We start from the raw sequence: 16,601 nt of genomic DNA on the forward strand, positions 1-16,601 counted from the left end.
AATTTAATAAATTATTTTATGAAAGCAAAAATTATAGCCTTTATGGCGCTAGCAATATTATCAGCTTCCTGTTCTTCAGATTTTTTGGATGAAGAGCCTAAAAGTTCACTTACTGCTGCACAGGCATACGGCAGTTTAGGTAAAATAGAGCCAGTTCTCTTAGGAGCCATAACGAATTGGAGGAATATGCAAAAAGACCGTGCAGGACTTTATACTTCTCTTGGTACAGACGAAGCGCAACAAGGTGCTTTGCAGGTAACCGGAGATGCAAACCAGGCAGGACTTGATTTGTACAATGGTTTTCTAAGTCAGGAGAATCAGGCAATTGGACAATTGTGGAATGACAGATGGCCAGTAATTGAAGTAGCTGCGCAAACTATTAGAGCATTAGGAACCAATACCGAAGATGATAGTGCAAAACGTGATCTTTTAATGGGTGAAGCTAGTTTTTTAAGAGCAACATTAATGTTTGAGCTAACACAATATTGGGGAGAAATACCTATTAATGATAAAGCAAAAACAGCAGAATTTGGTTTAAAACGTCAGCCTCTGGCTTTGGTTTATTCTTATATAGTAGCCGATTTAGAAAGAGCAATTGAAAAACTTCCTGTATCACAAAGCAATCCTGCATTTCCTGCAAAAGGTGTAGCTCAGGCACTTTTAGGGAAAGTATATCTATATGCTCCTGAGGCTTCAGGATACCGCGATTATACTAAAGCAAAGCAATGGTTTGGAGCAGTTATTACTTCCGGGAAGTATAGTTTACTGCCTAATTACGCAGATGTTTTTAGTCCGGATCACGCTAATTCTCCAGAATCACTATATGAATGGCAGTATACTAATAATTGGCCTGATAACAACCAGATACAATGGCAAACGGGTTCAAGAGTTTTAGCAAACATAAACCAATATGCTTATTTTGGTGGCTATGATCTTATACTACCTACTCAGTATTGCTATAAAGATAAAACGGATGGCGGAATATGGGAACCAGGTGATATGCGTAAAGACGCAAGTATTCGTTATGATTTTACTTATAAAGGGGTTAAACCAACACTTCCGGCTGGTTTTGGTGGCGATGAGTTGGATCCACACATTAAAAAATTTGAAGATATTCGTGTAGAAGGAAAACAATCATTTTGGAATTCAGGAAAAAACAAACCATACATTCGTTATTCAGATGTGTTGCTTTGCTACGCAGAATGTTTAAATGAATTAGGAAGTACTTCTGATGCTGAAGGATATGTAAATCAAGTTCGTACAAGAGCTTTTGGAGGAACATTGCCAACAGGAATGAACTGGAGCGGACTTTCTCAAACAGAATTCAGAGATAGAATCCTTGACGAACGTATGCGTGAATTAGCTTTTGAAGGCTGGAGAAGAATGGATCTTATTCGTGTAGGAAAATTGGTGGAATTAGTAGGTGCCCGTAACAAATGGGCAAAACAAAACGGTACAATTGCTGCATTTCATAACCGTTATCCTATTCCTATCGGAGAGATCAAGCTTAATGATGATATTAGCGATGCTGATCAAAATCCGGGTTATTAATATCCTTAAAAATAGTTTTAATGTAATTTTATTTTTTGGTCATTTGATTTTTGGTTAATCACAGTTTTGATTTGCAATGCCATTTTGGATTTAGGTAATAACAGTACTAAGTGAGTTTTCTGTTAGAAAATACTTATTCCAAAATGGCATTCATTTATATAATTATTTACAAGTTGTAAGTCCATAAAATAGCAATATGAAGTTTAGTAGTTTTTATTTTAGGAACTCAGATTTTGCCCGCAATTATTAGTGTATAGCTGCGCGTTACAAGATAATTTTAAACCTACAATGTTTTGTCCCGAAGCTTCGGGATTGCAGAATATATAGAATAATTTAAACCTATAATTATGAATATTAGAAAATTTAAAGTACTGCTTTTTATATTATTGCCTTTACTAGGCTATTCACAAACAAATCCATTAGAGATATGGTTTACCAAACCAGCATCTCAATGGGAAGAAACGCTGCCATTAGGAAATGGTCGTTTAGGAATTATGCCTGATGGCGGAGTTACAACTGAAAAAGTGGTTCTGAACGAAATTACGTTATGGAGTGGATCTCCGCAAGATGCTAACAATTATAAAGCTTATTCTTTTTTGCCACAAATACGAGAACTGTTATTAACCAATAAAAATAAAGATGCCCAAAAATTAATTGATGAGCATTTTATCTGCAAAGGTGCTGGTTCCGGAAGCGGGAATGGAGCTGATGTACCATTTGGTGCGTATCAGATTTTGGGAGATTTAACGCTAAAATTTGATTATAAAACAAAATCTCAACCCGTTAATTACACCAGAAATCTGGATATTCAAACTGCAGTTGCAGCAACTCAATTTACAATTGATGGAGTAAACTATAAGCGTGAATATTTTGCAGGTTTTGGTGATGATGCCGTTTTTATCAGATTGACTTCAAGTAAAAAAGGGAAATTAAATTTCACCATTCAGTTAGACAGACCGGAACGTTTTAAAACCGTAAATGGTACCGATAATTCGCTTGTAATGACAGGTCAGTTAAACAATGGAACCGACGGAAAAGGAATGAAATACAAAGCAAAAGTAAAAGCTCAAATAACAGATGGTAATGCTTTGTATACAAATAATACAATCGAAATAAAAAATGCAACCGAAGTCGTGATTTTTATATCTGCAGGAACAGATTATAAAGATAAAAATTTCGAAACTTCAGTAGATAAAATTCTGGATGCAGCAATGAAAAAGAAATATCAGGATCAGAAGAAATTGCATATTGAAAACTATCAAAAATTGTTCAATCGTGTGACATTAAATTTCGGAAAAACTGCGAAAAAAACATTACCTACAAATGAGCGTTTAGATACCTTTATAAAAGAACCAGATGCAGATACCGGACTTCCGGTTTTGTTTTATCAATATGGTCGTTATTTAAGTATCAGCAGCACCAGAGTAGGATTGTTGCCACCAAACTTGCAAGGATTATGGGCAAATAACGTGCAAACACCTTGGAACGCAGATTATCATTTAGACGTAAATGTGCAAATGAATCACTGGGCATTAGAAACAGCCAATTTATCAGAATTAAATCTTCCGTTAAAAGATCTGACTAAAGCAATGGCACCAAACGGAGAAAAAACGGCCAAAGCGTATTACAATGCAGATGGTTGGGTAGCACACGTAATTACAAACGTTTGGGACTTTACAGAACCTGGCGAAAGTGCTTCATGGGGAATCACAAAATCGGGATCGGGGTGGTTGTGTAACAATTTATGGAGCCATTATTTATACACAAATGATCAGGCATATTTGGCTGAGATCTATCCGGTATTAAAAGGAGCAGCTCAGTTTTATAAAAGTATGTTGGTGAAAGATCCAGAAACAGGTTGGTTGGTAACTTCACCATCTGTATCGCCGGAGAATTCATTTTTATTACCAAACGGAGAAGCTTCTCACGTTTGTATGGGACCTACAATCGATAATCAGATTATTCGTGAATTGTTTAACAACGTGATAATAGCATCTAAAAAACTAGGTTTAGATAATGATTTAAGTGTTGAACTGGAAAAACAATTAAAATTATTGCCGCCACCGGGAGTTGTTGGTCCTGACGGAAGAATCATGGAATGGTTAAAACCATATAAAGAAGAAGATCCACAACACCGTCATATCTCACATTTGTACGCCTTATATCCGGGATCTTTAATAACTCCTGAAAACAAACCTGAACTTGTAGAGGCAATCAAGAAAACACTTGAAGTAAGAGGAGATGACGGACCAAGCTGGTCAATCGCCTATAAAATGTTGTTTTGGTCACGTTTGAAAGAAGGAAACAAAGCCTACAGGTTATTAAAAACAATATTAAGACCAACACTTGCAACGAACATCAATTATGGAGCAGGAGGAGGAGTTTATCCAAATTTACTTTCTGCAGGACCGCCCTTTCAAATCGATGGAAATTTTGGAGCCGCTGCCGGAATTGGCGAAATGTTGCTTCAGAGTCATGCCGGATTTATAGAATTATTGCCTGCAATGCCAGACGTTTGGTTAAACGAAGGTGAAGTAAAAGGACTGAAAGCCGAGGGAAATTTTACCGTAAACATCAAATGGGAAAAAGGTAAAGTAACGATGTATGAAGTTTTATCTCCTGTACCAACCAAAGTGAAAGTTAAGGTTAATGGAGAATTAAAAGAAATTACTTCTTCTAAATTATAGTTTACAATTCCTGCAAGGTTTTCAAAACCTTGCAGGTATAGAATTAATTGCCAACAAAAAGTATGAATAGCCCCCAGCTTTAGCTGGGGGTAATAAAATGATATGCAATATGGCTTTAGCCGAAATCTTAGCGTATTTCGGCTAAAGCCTATTTTTATATTCGACTCTTTTGATCTCCAGCTAAAGCTGGAGTCTATTCAAAAAAATCATGAAACGATATTTCATTAAATTCCATACAATGAAAATAAATAAGATTGTGCACGCATGCTTTTGTCATCCTGAACGAAGGATCACACTCGAAACTCCGCAAAGTAAAGAACCAATCTTTGTCGATCTGCTAGTGCGATCTTTCGCTCCTTAGGATGACAAGATTGTAGAAACAAAAAAAGGTCTGATGAAATTAAAATCATCAAACCTTTTTTATTTCCGAAAAAACAATTACCTATGTTTATTATTGTATTTCATAAATTACCGGTGCTGTTCTTGGTAATAAATAATTACCAGCTCCGGCAAGGTTGGTTTTAATTTCAGAAATAGTAACCTGATCTCCTTTACCTGCTCTTGAAAGAACTTGTTTGCATTGAGCATTTAACTTATTACCAGATACAACAACTGTAGGCTGTCCGGCAATTTTCAAGTTAAATCCAACAACATCTAAACCAACTTCAAAATCAAAATCAAGTAATTTAGCACCAATAGTAGCAATTTCTAAGTTAGATCTAGGTCCTTTAACAACTCCCATTTCACCTCTAATTGTACCCGTTGGACCAGGAATACCTTTAATTCTGAATGTTTTATTATCAGTGACTTTATCTCCGTTTGGTAATGTACCAGTCACAGAAATTGTAGTTTCAGTACCTGAACCCGGGCTCATGTTGTATTTTCCTGCTTTACCAGCTGAGGATAATCCCGGAGCACTGGCAACAACTTTGTTATCAGCAACACCTGCAAATGATACAGAGATTGGGTTAACAACACCTCTATATACAACATTCATTTTATCTGCAGAAATTGTGGCAGAGTTTGGTCTTGGTACTACAACGTAATTCCCTTTAAATGGCAAATTAATTTTTTTACCATCTTCAACAAAATTAAACTGACCATTAATAGCTTGTTCTCCAACATTACCAGCAGTTAAATTAATTTTAGCCTGTCCTGTAGCAGGATCTAAAGAAGCTCCTGTTACACTTTCTGGTTTTGTATTTTCGTCATAGCGACCTAAAACGACCTTACCTGTAACTTTTTCTCCTTGGAAATAAGCATTTTTATCTAAAACAACAATTGCCTGATAATTATTATAAGAAGAAGTAGCAAGAGCAGCTTTTCCTAAAGCAGCACTGTAAACATCAGATTCTGCTTTTTGAACGTCATTTTGCCAAGCCGAAAGTTTAGCTAATGAAGCAACAGCCGGGAAACCTTTAAAGTGGTAAGCTAAATATTTGTCTTTTAAACCTTCTTTATTCTCTACATCTGAAACATCAAATTTCTTTTCAACTTCAGATAAAATAGCAGCATATTTTTTGTCTGATAAAGCAGATTTCATTGCAGCTTTATATTTCTCGATATGAGAAATAACAGCATTACCTTTAGCAGTATATCCTTCTCCTGTAAACCAGTCGTCGATATTATCTCCTTTGTCCATAGACTCATAAGGCAATTTTCCAGTTTCTTTGTCAGATTCAAATCCTTTTAAAACATCACCTTTTAAAGATCCGATGTATGCATAAAATTCTTTTGAAGCTGTTTCAACCTGATGAGCAGTAACTGCAGCAGTTGCGAATTCTCCTTTTGCTTCAGCAGCTTTTTGATCTAAAGACACCAATAAATCAGCATTTGTTTGCTCTGAAGAGGTATTAGCGCTTTCAAATTTTTCATTCATTAAGCCAAAAGCTGATAAAACTTCTTTTGACATATTCATTGCTAACATTGCGATGAAAACCAGATACATCAGGTTAATCATCTTTTGTCTGGGGGTTAATTTTCCTCCTGCCATTTTTTCTAATTAGTTTTTATTAATAAGTTATAATAGTCAAAAACTAATTATCCTTTGTTACTCATTGCAGAAAGCATCCCACCGTAAACACTGTTCAAAGAAGCAATGTTTGCAGTCATTGATTGCATTTGTTCTTTTAATTTAGAAGCATTTTCAGCGATTTCGCTGTTTGCTTGTGCATTTCTTGAAGCACTTTCTAATTGTACTTTGTATAAGCTGTTTAAGGATTCCATTTGTGCAGCAGCCATAGACATTTCTTCAGCATATTTCTTTTGTCCTGCAATAGAATCTACTGTTGGAGAAATTGCTTTTGCAGCACCTTCGAAATTTTTGATTGAGTTTCCTAAACTTGACATTAATTCTCCGTCAATTTTAGCTTCTTTCAACATAGTATCTAATTTTTGAGACAATAATCCTTGGACATCAGATGGAGTTTCAACTTTAGCCGCTTTTTTTCTAGCTTGGCCGTTAGCCAATTCAGGGTAAACAAGAGTCCAATCTAACTCATGATCTACTGGTTCAAAAGCAGAAAGTGCAAAGATTAACGCCTCAGTTACTAATCCAATTGAAAGCATTAATGTACCTGTTAATGGTCCAATTTCAAAGTGAGTAATTTTGAATAATGCTCCAATAATTACTACTGCCGCTCCCATACCATAAGCGAAATTCATTGCTTTTTTACTTAATAATGCCATAATTTTGTTTGTTTTAAAATTTTAAATTTTGTTTTTGATTTAATAATAAAGTTCAAATAGTGGTTTTTAATGTTTTTGTTATTTCATCGTGTTATAATTTGATGTAATATGGTGTGTATTAAAAACATGCAAAGATAATTCGCACAATAAGACATTTTAAAAGGAAAAGTATCAGATTAAGGCTTTTTTTCGACCCAATTAATTGTCATAATTGATTTTTAAAAATGTGTAAATTGATGTTCCTTTTTAAGGAAAAATGTTGAGGCTGGGAGGTTTAGCAAGTTTTAGAAGTAAGAAGTGTTTTTTTGTTCTCAAAAGCTCGACAAGTTTTATCCCATCCTGACTTTTCAGGATTGGGACTATTAGAAAAAAAACAAAGACCCGACAGATTTTGAAAACCTGTCGGGTCTAATTACTAACCACTAACCATTATTTTTAAATCGAAACCGATTCTTCATTTTTTAATAAAGAGAGATGAATCGTAACTCCTGAATGACTTTTTTCTTCAGATAAAACACTTTCAAAAACTTCTTCGGCTTCTGCTTTTTTCTCCAAACCTAAAAGCCCTAATCCATGCATGTACAAACAGTGAATTTTGTTACGTTTGTCTAAATCATCTTCCCAAATCATTAAATCCGGAAGCGATACTGCAAAATAGTCGATTGTAACATGATCATTAAGATGTTTTTTGGCGTAAGCGACTAATTTTTCAAAGCGTTTATCAGCTTCAGATTGTTGGTTTAATTTTAAGAAAGCCAAACCTTGATAGAAAATTTTATCCGGTTGCTGATCGTTATAGAAAATCGCCGCCGTTGGTTCGTCTAACCCTTGAGTTGCTTTATTCCACCAGTTTTTAGCTTCTTCAATGTTGTTCTTTTTCTCAAAAGCAACACCTAACCAGTAATGAATATCATTTTCTTGTGCCCCCGGTAATTTCCCTTCACCTAAATTATCAGGATAAAATTGAGCTTGTTCTAAGTTTTCGATCGCTTCATCATAATTCCCTTCTGAGATTTGCTGTTTGGCAATTTCGGTTAAAGAAACCAGATATTGTCCGCTCACTTTCCCTTCGCCGCCTTCCCATGGATGGAAAATTCGGTTTTGTAATAAGGTAAAGGCTTTGTCGTGTTTTCCTAAAAGATTATATAATGCAACTCTTTCTAAATAAACATCATCACGTTGAATCACCAATTCTAAATGTTTTTCTAAGAAAGCCAGTCTGAAAACTAAATCTCTGTTCAAACCTTTGTACAATTGGTCTAATTCCATTAAAATTCTGGAATCTGTCAAATCTAACGAAAATGCTTTTTCTAAACTAGAAAGCGCTTTTTGTTCGTTTTCTAATTTATTATAATACGCCAAAGCCAAATTACGATGTACAGTTGGGAAACGATCATCGATCGCAACAGATTGTTCCCAGCAACAAATAGCATCGTCATAGAACTTTGAAGCGTACCAAAAGTTTCCTAAATAATACAACGCTTTTGCATCATTATTTTGCTTCTGAATTACGTTTTGAAGTACTAAAGCCGCTTCAATCTGATTAGGGAAACAATAGTCTGGTTTTGCCTGAGAAGCCATTTTGAAGCATTCTTCGGCTTGACCGAAATCATTTAATTTTTCATAGAAAGAACCCGCATAATACCACGCAATTGGATATGTTTCTTCGTCTTTTAAACCTTCAGATAATAAACTTACAGCTTCATTATACAAACCTGCCGAAGCATAATCTAAAGCATATTCTATATACGTATGGATATTATTTCTGATCAATGAATTGAAATATGCAAGGTCTTTTTTGTCATTGCTTAAAAGGTATTTCTCGTAAAGCAATCCAAAATTGAAACAATCATTTTCCAGATATATATTAGTATGAAGTGATGCTTTTTTGTTTTGACCTAATTTTCTAAGAAAAGCCACTTGCAAATGCAATGCTTTATGATCTTCGGTATTTTTAGAAATCGCTTTTTTGATGTGTGTTAATGCCAATTCAAAATCACCATTTAAAGCATCAAGTTGCGCTACATAAAAATAACCTTGATTTTGCCATGCCGCATTCCACGTTGACTTGTAGAAAGCATCGTAAGCTTCCTGATTTTTATTCTGATATTTCAGACATAATCCTAAATTAAAATAAGCTTCACCTTCATAAGGATTTGGATTTCGTTGTGTCAATGTTTTTATAGCCGCTCTAAAATAAGGTTCAGCTTCTTCAAATTTTGCTCTTCGCATCAACCATAATCCCATCGCATTGTTCGAACGAATATCTCCGGAATCACGTTTTATCGCTTCTTCGTAATACGGAATCGGACTGTAAGTAGCGTGTCTGTATTGTTCTAAATGCTGCGCTGTCAGGAACAATTGTTCGTTGTTTTCGATCTCTTCGGGAGCAAGAGCTGGTTTTGCAGCTTCTGGAATTTCAGCTTCATTTGGACCTTCATAAATCCAATCTACCAAAACTTTATCATCAGCATCGGTTACAGAAATAGATAATCCTTCTAAAGATGTATTGTCAAAATCAATCGTTTCTTCAAATGAATTGTATGGCGAAGCATCATATTGTTTTTGGAATAAAACAGTATCATTATTCTTTAAAGTAACCGTAGTATTCGGATAAACGCCCGTTGTATAGGCTTTAATCACTAGTTTATTGTCAATACTTTCGAGATTTACCATTGCATTTTTGGTAGCATTTTTCACGATTCCCAAATCACGATATGGCATAAAATACTGAGTAAAATCTTTTTGTTCACCTGGCATAATCCATGTAAAATCAGGCTGATTATCGGTATAAACTCCACACATCAATTCGATATACGGACCATCTTCATCGGTAAGGTTACGATCCCAGGCACGACCAAAATCGCCGTGACCCCAAGTCCATTGTTTTTTCCCCGGAGAAACATGATGATTGGCTACGTGAAGCAATCCTCCTTTTGAATCATTTTCGTATCCGCCCACGAAATTATATTTGGATGCGATCGCCATATATGACGTTGGAACGGGAATATTTTTATAACGGGAAATATCTGTTCCCGGTGAATAATCTACTTTATAATAGGTTCCTTTTGCAATTGGAAAAGACGAAACATCACGTTTACCATGGTCAAAAACCGCATTTACATCCGGAGGAAAAACCGATTGATAATCATCATTTACCTTAACCGCAGGATTTGCCCACCATAAAAAGGTTTGAGGAAATGAGGTTCTGTTATATAATTGCGCTTTGATTTCCAGATACGCTTTGTCAGGATACAATCTGAAACCAGCCATACCTTTGGTTCTAAACATACGTTCGACTTCACTGCACCAAACTGTTGCGCTTCCGTCTTCGTGTTCTTCGATCGTAAAATCTACCGGATCAAAAGTGGTTGGTCTGTGGTGCTGTGGCCAGTTAAATTCGATTCCACCAGAAATCCACGGACCTGTAAGTCCTACCAAAGCCGGTTTAACAACCTGATTGTAATACACAAAATGACGTTCTTTGGTTTTGTCATACGCCATATGAACACGTCCGCCAAGTTCTGGCAAGATCATTATTTTAACAAACTCATTTTCAAGATAAACCGCCTGATATTCTTTGTCTACTTTTTCGTCTGCGATTTTTTCAATAACCGGATATGGATATACAGATCCGTTACTTCCCTGATACACTCTTTTCTCAATAAATACAGGATTTTTTTCAGGTTTGCCCACCTCATAGGTTGGCAGGATTATTTTTTCCTTCCAAACATTTACTTTTTGCATGATGTAATGAAATTTAGATTATTGAATATTCTTTGATTTTTTATCAGAAACCATTAGTTCTTCGATCTCTTCAAGACTTTTGTTTTTGGTTTCAGGAAGCTTTTTTAATACAAACACAAATCCTAAGGCGCAGATAATACCGTACAACCAGAAAGTGCCGGATGTGCCCAGATATTCATTAAAAATTGGAAATGTTTGTACTAAAAGTGCAGAGGCAATCCAGAGTGCAAATGTGGCTACAGACATCGCAACACCACGAATTCGGTTAGGGAAAATTTCAGATAAAATAACCCATGTAATAGGAGCGAGGGACATTGCGTAGATTGCAATGGCTAATAATACCAGTAATAATAATGGGAAACCGGTAACATTGGTATAATAAAAATAACCCAATAAAGCATAGATTACAGCAAGTGCGGCTGAGCCAAAAAGCATTAGTTTTTTACGCCCAATTTTGTCTACAGTTCCCATCGCAACTAGTGTAAATACAAGATTAATACTTCCGGTAATTACAATATTCATAAATAAATCATTGATACTATAACCCGCAGAAACAAAGATTTCCTGAGCATAATTAAAAATGATATTAATACCGCACCATTGTTGGAAAGCTGCCAAGACAATTCCGATAATTAATATTGGAAGTGCTTTTTTATCCAACAGCATTTTGAAATCGGTTTTTTCAGTTTCGTGCGTGAATGTCTCTTTTATTTTTACGATTGCTTCTTTTCCATAAGCCAATCCGCCAATTTTGGTAAGTGTTTTTTCTGCTGTATCATGATTTCCTTTTTTAGCCAAATATCTTGGGCTTTCCGGAATTAAGAACATTAATACAAAGAAGAGAACCGCAGGGAAAAATCCTGCCCAAAACATCCATCTCCAACCGGTTTGGCCGTTCCATGAAGCCAGAATTTCAGCATGAGAATAACCAGCCGGAATAACCTCGGTAATCAACATATTCGTGATTTGAGCGGCAAGAATACCAATAACTACGGTAAGTTGGTTGATTGAAACAAAAAGTCCGCGGGTTTCTTGTGGCGCGATTTCGGCTATATATAAAGGAGAAATTGTAGATGCAATCCCAATTCCGATTCCGCCAATAATTCTCCAGATAATAAAGATGGTAAAGGTTTCAGAAGCTCCGGTACCAAGTGCACATATAGAGAATAATACTGCGGCAACGATTAACATAGGACGTCTTCCATAGGTATCTGCCAGTTTTCCGGCAACGGCTGCTCCCGCAACACAGCCCAAAAGTGCACTACTCATTGCCCAGCCTTGTAAAGCCGGAGAATCTGAAATGCCAAAATAAATTTCGTAAAATGGTTTTGCACCACCTATTACAACCCAGTCGTAACCAAAGAGTAAACCACCCAATGCTGCGACGAGGCTAATTGATAGTAAAAAGGTATAATTGTAATTTTTCATAAAAAGGTTTTAATAGCTTTTGTAAAATTAGCAGAATAGGAACCTTCGAATTATGGATATTTTTTTTGAATAGATGGATTATAATCTGATTTTATGATGCCCTGTGTTAAAATACGAAATCAATTGCGCTATTGCTTGTATTCTGTGCGATATTGAATAGGTGAAGTACTCATTATTTTTTTGAACAAACGAGAGAAATACAACGGATCATTAAACCCCAAAGTAAAGCTGATTTCCTTAATACTCATAGTGGTGAAGCTTAGATACTGACAGGCTTTCTGCATTTTTAAATAGTTGAAATAATGTATTGGTGAATAACCTGTTTGCTTCTTAAACAAGGTAAAAAAGTGCGATGATGAATAGTTAAAATAAGCCGCTACATCATTGATTTTTAAGGATAAATCCAAATGCTTTTTCATATAGTCAATTGCAGACTCAATAGTATTATCCTCTGAAAATTTCCTGTTTTTTTTGATAAAAAATCGCTCATATAAAAAAGCATTCAACAATTGCCACAAAGAGAGATTTGCATATTCGAGATTACTGGCACTATAACCGTCTTCCATAACATCGAGTATGTTTTCAAAAAGCTCGATACGCCTTTCTTCCAAAGATAATTGTGGAGCAGTTTCCGGATGTTCGGTTATGAATTTATCGTAGAAATGTGGCGCTTGTGGTCCCGTAAAATGCAGCCAGTAAATACTCCACGGATTTTGCTTTAAAGCATAATAATCATGCGCAACTTCCGGAGGGATTATATAAAAGGTATTCGCCTTGAGCGTTATGGTTTTATTTTCTTTACTAATAATACCTTCACCTTTATAACAATAAATCAAGATATATTGTTTACTTCCGTGTTTGCGTTTCATCGAGTGATGACTTGCATTTGGGAAAACGCCAATATCAGTAAAATACAAAGTTGATATAAGTCCATTATTCTTTATTTCCGAAAGTATATTTTTAGGAATCACAATCATACGTTGTCCTAAAAAGCCTTCCTTAACTTTTGTTTTTTCCTTTTGTGATGAATTCTTCATTTTTTAGAATCTATTTTTCAAATATCGTAATTTAATCCATGTTTATAGAAAAAAAGTCCATTTTGATGCAAATAATCAAAGTTACATTTGAAATACTATTATACAGATAGTGTTTTTATCATTTTTATAAAACAATATGAATCCCTCAGATATTATTACATATGAGCCTTTTGGTTCGTATAAAGGAAAAGAAATTTTTAAATTCCGATTAAAAAATGTTCAAGGAAATTACGTTGAACTACTTAATTATGGAGCCATAGTAAAATCCATAGTTGTGCCGGACAAAAACGGAAATAGAGAAAATGTGGTTCTTGGATTTCCAACTTTAGAAGGATATTTAAAAGACACGTCATATATAGGAGCAACGGTTGGACGTTTTGCCAACAGAATAAATAATGCCGAATTTTCTATCGAAAATAAAACGTATTATCTAGATAAAAATGATGGCAAAAGCAACAATCACAGTGGTTCGGCGGGATTTAATACTAAAGTATTTGATTTTGTTGTAAACGAAGATTCGGTCGTTTTTGTTTTAGAAAGTAAAAATAAAGAAGGTGGTTTCCCTGGAAATTTAAGTACAAAAGTCATTTATAAATGGACGGATAAAAACGAACTTAAAATTGAATTTTTGGCTGTAGCCGATGAATCAACTCCACTAAATTTTACTAATCATTCGTATTTTAATTTATCTGCTTGCGCCGAAAAAATATACAATCATAAGCTGAATATTCAGGCGACTAAAATTCTCGAAAGTACTCCGGATTATATTCCGACAGGAAAAACTATTCCGGCAGATAACTATTTGTTTTTTAATTACAAACTAACCGATGTCATGCAAAATAACGGACTAAATATCTATTATGTTTTTGATCGAAACTCGGTAAATGAAAATGCGGTCTGCGAATTGTTCGAAGAAAAATCAGGGCGATTAATGCGTGTTTATACCTCGTATCCGGGCGTGCAATTGTATACTGGAGATTATTTAAACAGCGCAACAATTGGTGAACATTCGAAGCATTATAAAGCTTTTGATGGACTTTGTTTAGAATGCCAATATTATCCGGATAGTCCTAATCATGCTCATTTTCCAAATACAGTATTCGAAGCAGGACAAGTTTACAATCAAACGATTACATATGCTTTTGATATTATGATTTCAAAATATGCCACAGATTAAAAGATTTTTTTCGCCACGAATTTCACGAATCAGCACGAATTAATTTGTGAAAATTTGTGCAATTCGTGGCTAAAAAAACTTAGCGTAAAACAATGTTCACGTTATTTTTTTGCAACAGATTATAAAGATTAAAATGTTTTTTTTCGCCACGAATTTCACGAATCAATACGAATTAATTTGTGAAAATTTGTGCAATTCGTGGCTAAAAAACTTTACGAACCAATAAACTTTAAAAACTAATCTCTAAAAACTATATTAATGAAAAAAATGTTTATTCATCGATCTTTAAGTTTGCTAATACTTGCAATGTTTCTTGCGCAGGTCAGCGTTAAAGCACAAAACGAAGGACTTTCTCTGAAGTCAAAAGACAATCTAAATAAAATTGAATTGTCTTTAACCGAAGGAGGAAAGTTGTCCTATAAGGTTACCCGAAAGGATAAGACGATAATTTTAGATTCTCCGCTTGGTCTGACTTTCGAAAACAATGATTTTACATCAGGTTTATCGGTTGTAAAAGTTTCGCCTGTTGAAGAAAAACATGAAAAGTATGAGCTTAAAGTAGCTAATAATAAAGTCGCAGATCATGTTTTTGAAACTAAAAGCATCACTTTTAAGAATCAACAAGGCGCTTTATTGACAATAGATTTAATTGCCGGCACTGAAGGCGTTGCTTTTAGATATAAATTCACTGAAAAGGAAAATCAAAAGAGAGTTCTTAAAAATGAAATTACAGGATTTCATATCGAACAAAATGCAAAAGGATGGCTTCAACCTTATAATAAAGCGGGAGATTATACGCCGGGTTATGAAGATTTTTATGTTAATGTAAAGTCTGGTGATCCAATAAGTGGCGCACGAAATGAATCTGTGGGTTGGTGTATGCCAGCGCTTTTTAATGTAAATAATACTAAAAATTGGGTTTTAATTGCAGAATCAGGAACGGATGGTTCATTCTCCGGATGTCATTTACAACCAGATTCTAAAGATGGAATTTACAGTATTGCATTTGCTAAAAAAGACGAAAAATTTACTTTGCCTTTGCCGGATAAAGACGCTTATCCTGAATCAAATTTGCCGTGGACAATGCCATGGAGAGTGATTATGATTGGTGATAAGGCGGGAGATATATTATTGTCGACTATGATTACGGATTTGGCTCCGGCTTCTAAAATTGAAGATACTTCGTGGATTGTACCAGGAAAAGCGGCTTGGTCTTGGTGGTCACATCCTGAAGATTTTACGCCAGAAATGTATAATAAGTTTACTGATGTTTCGGCTTCATTTGGTTTTCGATATACACTTTTTGATGCAGGATGGGAAAAGGCGAATAAAGAAGGAAAAATTATTGATTATGCTTTGTCAAAAGGAGTTCAACCCTTAGTTTGGGGATATTCGGCAGAATATTTTGATTCGGAAAAAAGGAAGAAAAGATTCAAAGAATTGGCTCAAATGGGTGTAAAAGGTGTTAAAATAGACTTTTGGTGTTCAGATCGTCAAGAGGTTATGGCTGCGCTACAAGGCGTTTTTGAGGATGCTGCCAAAGAACATTTATTGGTAAACCTTCACGGTACAACAGTACCAAGAGGCTGGCACAGAACTTGGCCCAATTTTGTAACGGCAGAAGCTATTTTAGGAACTGAAAGTTATTTTTATGAGCCAAGATTCCCAGAAAAAGCAGCAGAGCAAAATGCCGTATTACCTTTTACAAGAAACGTAGCCGGACCTGCAGATTATACTCCGTTTGCACTGACTTTTAGAAAATATACACGTTTAAACACAGCAGTTCATGAATTGGCAATGGCTATGATTTATACCTCGGGTGTTATTCATTTTGCTGATTCTGAAGAGGTTTTTAATTCACTTCCGGACGTACTTAAGACTTTATTAAAAGAAATGCCTGCAACTTGGGATAAAACAGATTATATAGTTGCGGAACCAGGTAAAGCAATAGTTTTATCCCGTCAGAAAGATAATCTTTCTTATATCGTCGGGATAAATGGTACAAATACCGCATCGCCAGTTTTGATTGATCTTAAAAAATATGGTAAAGGTTTTTCAAAATTCAGAATTATCTCTGAAGGCGCAGATCCGTTAATGGAATTTAAAGTTGAAACGTATCCTTTAACTTCAAACTGGAAATATAATTTGGCTCCAAAAGGAGGATTTATTATTCAGTTTATAAAATAGTTCAAGCTTGATTTTGGTTTAAATAAAACTGAAATAGTGCAAACAAAAAAAGGTGATTTCTTAATTGATTTCACCTTTTTTATTTTAATATTTTATAAA

At 35.1% G+C, this 16,601-nt stretch carries 9 protein-coding genes; 4 read left to right on the forward strand and 5 right to left on the reverse strand.

Annotated features, from left to right (window positions below; translation table 11 throughout):
• The first annotated feature begins 18 nt into the window (after positions 1-18).
• Entirely contained in the window at positions 19-1,551 is a 1,533-nt protein-coding gene (locus CHB81_RS09975; RefSeq protein WP_089351828.1) for a RagB/SusD family nutrient uptake outer membrane protein, read from the forward strand.
• Positions 1,552-1,898: 347 nt separating this feature from the next.
• Complete coding sequence (locus CHB81_RS09980) at positions 1,899-4,238, forward strand: glycoside hydrolase N-terminal domain-containing protein (RefSeq protein ID WP_089351752.1); 2,340 nt, start codon at positions 1,899-1,901, stop codon at positions 4,236-4,238.
• Positions 4,239-4,689: 451 nt separating this feature from the next.
• On the opposite strand, the gene gldM is transcribed toward CHB81_RS09980, so the two are convergent.
• The 5 genes from gldM to CHB81_RS10005 form a co-directional block, all read right to left on the reverse strand.
• The gene (gldM, locus tag CHB81_RS09985) at positions 4,690-6,231 is read right to left on the reverse strand and encodes a gliding motility protein GldM (RefSeq protein WP_089351753.1); all 1,542 of its coding nucleotides are present in this window, start codon (positions 6,229-6,231) and stop codon (positions 4,690-4,692) included.
• Positions 6,232-6,278: 47 nt separating this feature from the next.
• Entirely contained in the window at positions 6,279-6,926 is a 648-nt protein-coding gene (gene gldL / locus CHB81_RS09990) for a gliding motility protein GldL (protein WP_089351754.1), read from the reverse strand.
• Positions 6,927-7,361: 435 nt separating this feature from the next.
• Positions 7,362-10,673, reverse strand: a complete 3,312-nt coding sequence (locus tag CHB81_RS09995; RefSeq protein WP_089351755.1) for a DUF5107 domain-containing protein — start codon at positions 10,671-10,673, stop codon at positions 7,362-7,364.
• Between the two features lie 18 nt (positions 10,674-10,691).
• Positions 10,692-12,101, reverse strand: coding sequence for a sugar porter family MFS transporter (locus CHB81_RS10000; protein WP_089351756.1), 1,410 nt, complete (start codon positions 12,099-12,101; stop codon positions 10,692-10,694).
• 128 nt (positions 12,102-12,229) lie between these two features.
• Entirely contained in the window at positions 12,230-13,138 is a 909-nt protein-coding gene (locus CHB81_RS10005) for an AraC family transcriptional regulator (protein ID WP_089351757.1), read from the reverse strand.
• 136 nt (positions 13,139-13,274) lie between these two features.
• Here CHB81_RS10005 and CHB81_RS10010 point away from each other — a divergent pair, with 136 nt between their 5' ends.
• Positions 13,275-14,315 carry an aldose epimerase family protein gene (locus CHB81_RS10010; protein WP_089351758.1) on the forward strand — a complete coding sequence of 347 codons (1,041 nt, stop codon included), beginning with the start codon at positions 13,275-13,277 and terminating at the stop codon, positions 14,313-14,315.
• Positions 14,316-14,573: 258 nt separating this feature from the next.
• Positions 14,574-16,502, forward strand: a complete 1,929-nt coding sequence (locus CHB81_RS10015) for a glycoside hydrolase family 97 protein (RefSeq protein ID WP_089351759.1) — start codon at positions 14,574-14,576, stop codon at positions 16,500-16,502.
• Positions 16,503-16,601: the final 99 nt, after the last annotated feature.

This window comes from Flavobacterium sp. ov086 (assembly GCF_900187965.1).
Classification (GTDB): Bacteria; Bacteroidota; Bacteroidia; order Flavobacteriales; family Flavobacteriaceae; genus Flavobacterium.

Excerpts from the sequence above, each read along its gene's own strand:
- CHB81_RS09975 (WP_089351828.1), top strand. The coding sequence starts at position 19 with ATGAAAGCAAAAATTATAGCCTTTATGGCGCTAGCAATATTATCAGCT.
- CHB81_RS09980 (WP_089351752.1), top strand. The coding sequence starts at position 1,899 with ATGAATATTAGAAAATTTAAAGTACTGCTTTTTATATTATTGCCTTTA.
- gldM (WP_089351753.1), bottom strand. The coding sequence starts at position 6,231 with ATGGCAGGAGGAAAATTAACCCCCAGACAAAAGATGATTAACCTGATG.
- gldL (WP_089351754.1), bottom strand. The coding sequence starts at position 6,926 with ATGGCATTATTAAGTAAAAAAGCAATGAATTTCGCTTATGGTATGGGA.
- CHB81_RS09995 (WP_089351755.1), bottom strand. The coding sequence starts at position 10,673 with ATGCAAAAAGTAAATGTTTGGAAGGAAAAAATAATCCTGCCAACCTAT.
- CHB81_RS10000 (WP_089351756.1), bottom strand. The coding sequence starts at position 12,101 with ATGAAAAATTACAATTATACCTTTTTACTATCAATTAGCCTCGTCGCA.
- CHB81_RS10005 (WP_089351757.1), bottom strand. The coding sequence starts at position 13,138 with ATGAAGAATTCATCACAAAAGGAAAAAACAAAAGTTAAGGAAGGCTTT.
- CHB81_RS10010 (WP_089351758.1), top strand. The coding sequence starts at position 13,275 with ATGAATCCCTCAGATATTATTACATATGAGCCTTTTGGTTCGTATAAA.
- CHB81_RS10015 (WP_089351759.1), top strand. The coding sequence starts at position 14,574 with ATGAAAAAAATGTTTATTCATCGATCTTTAAGTTTGCTAATACTTGCA.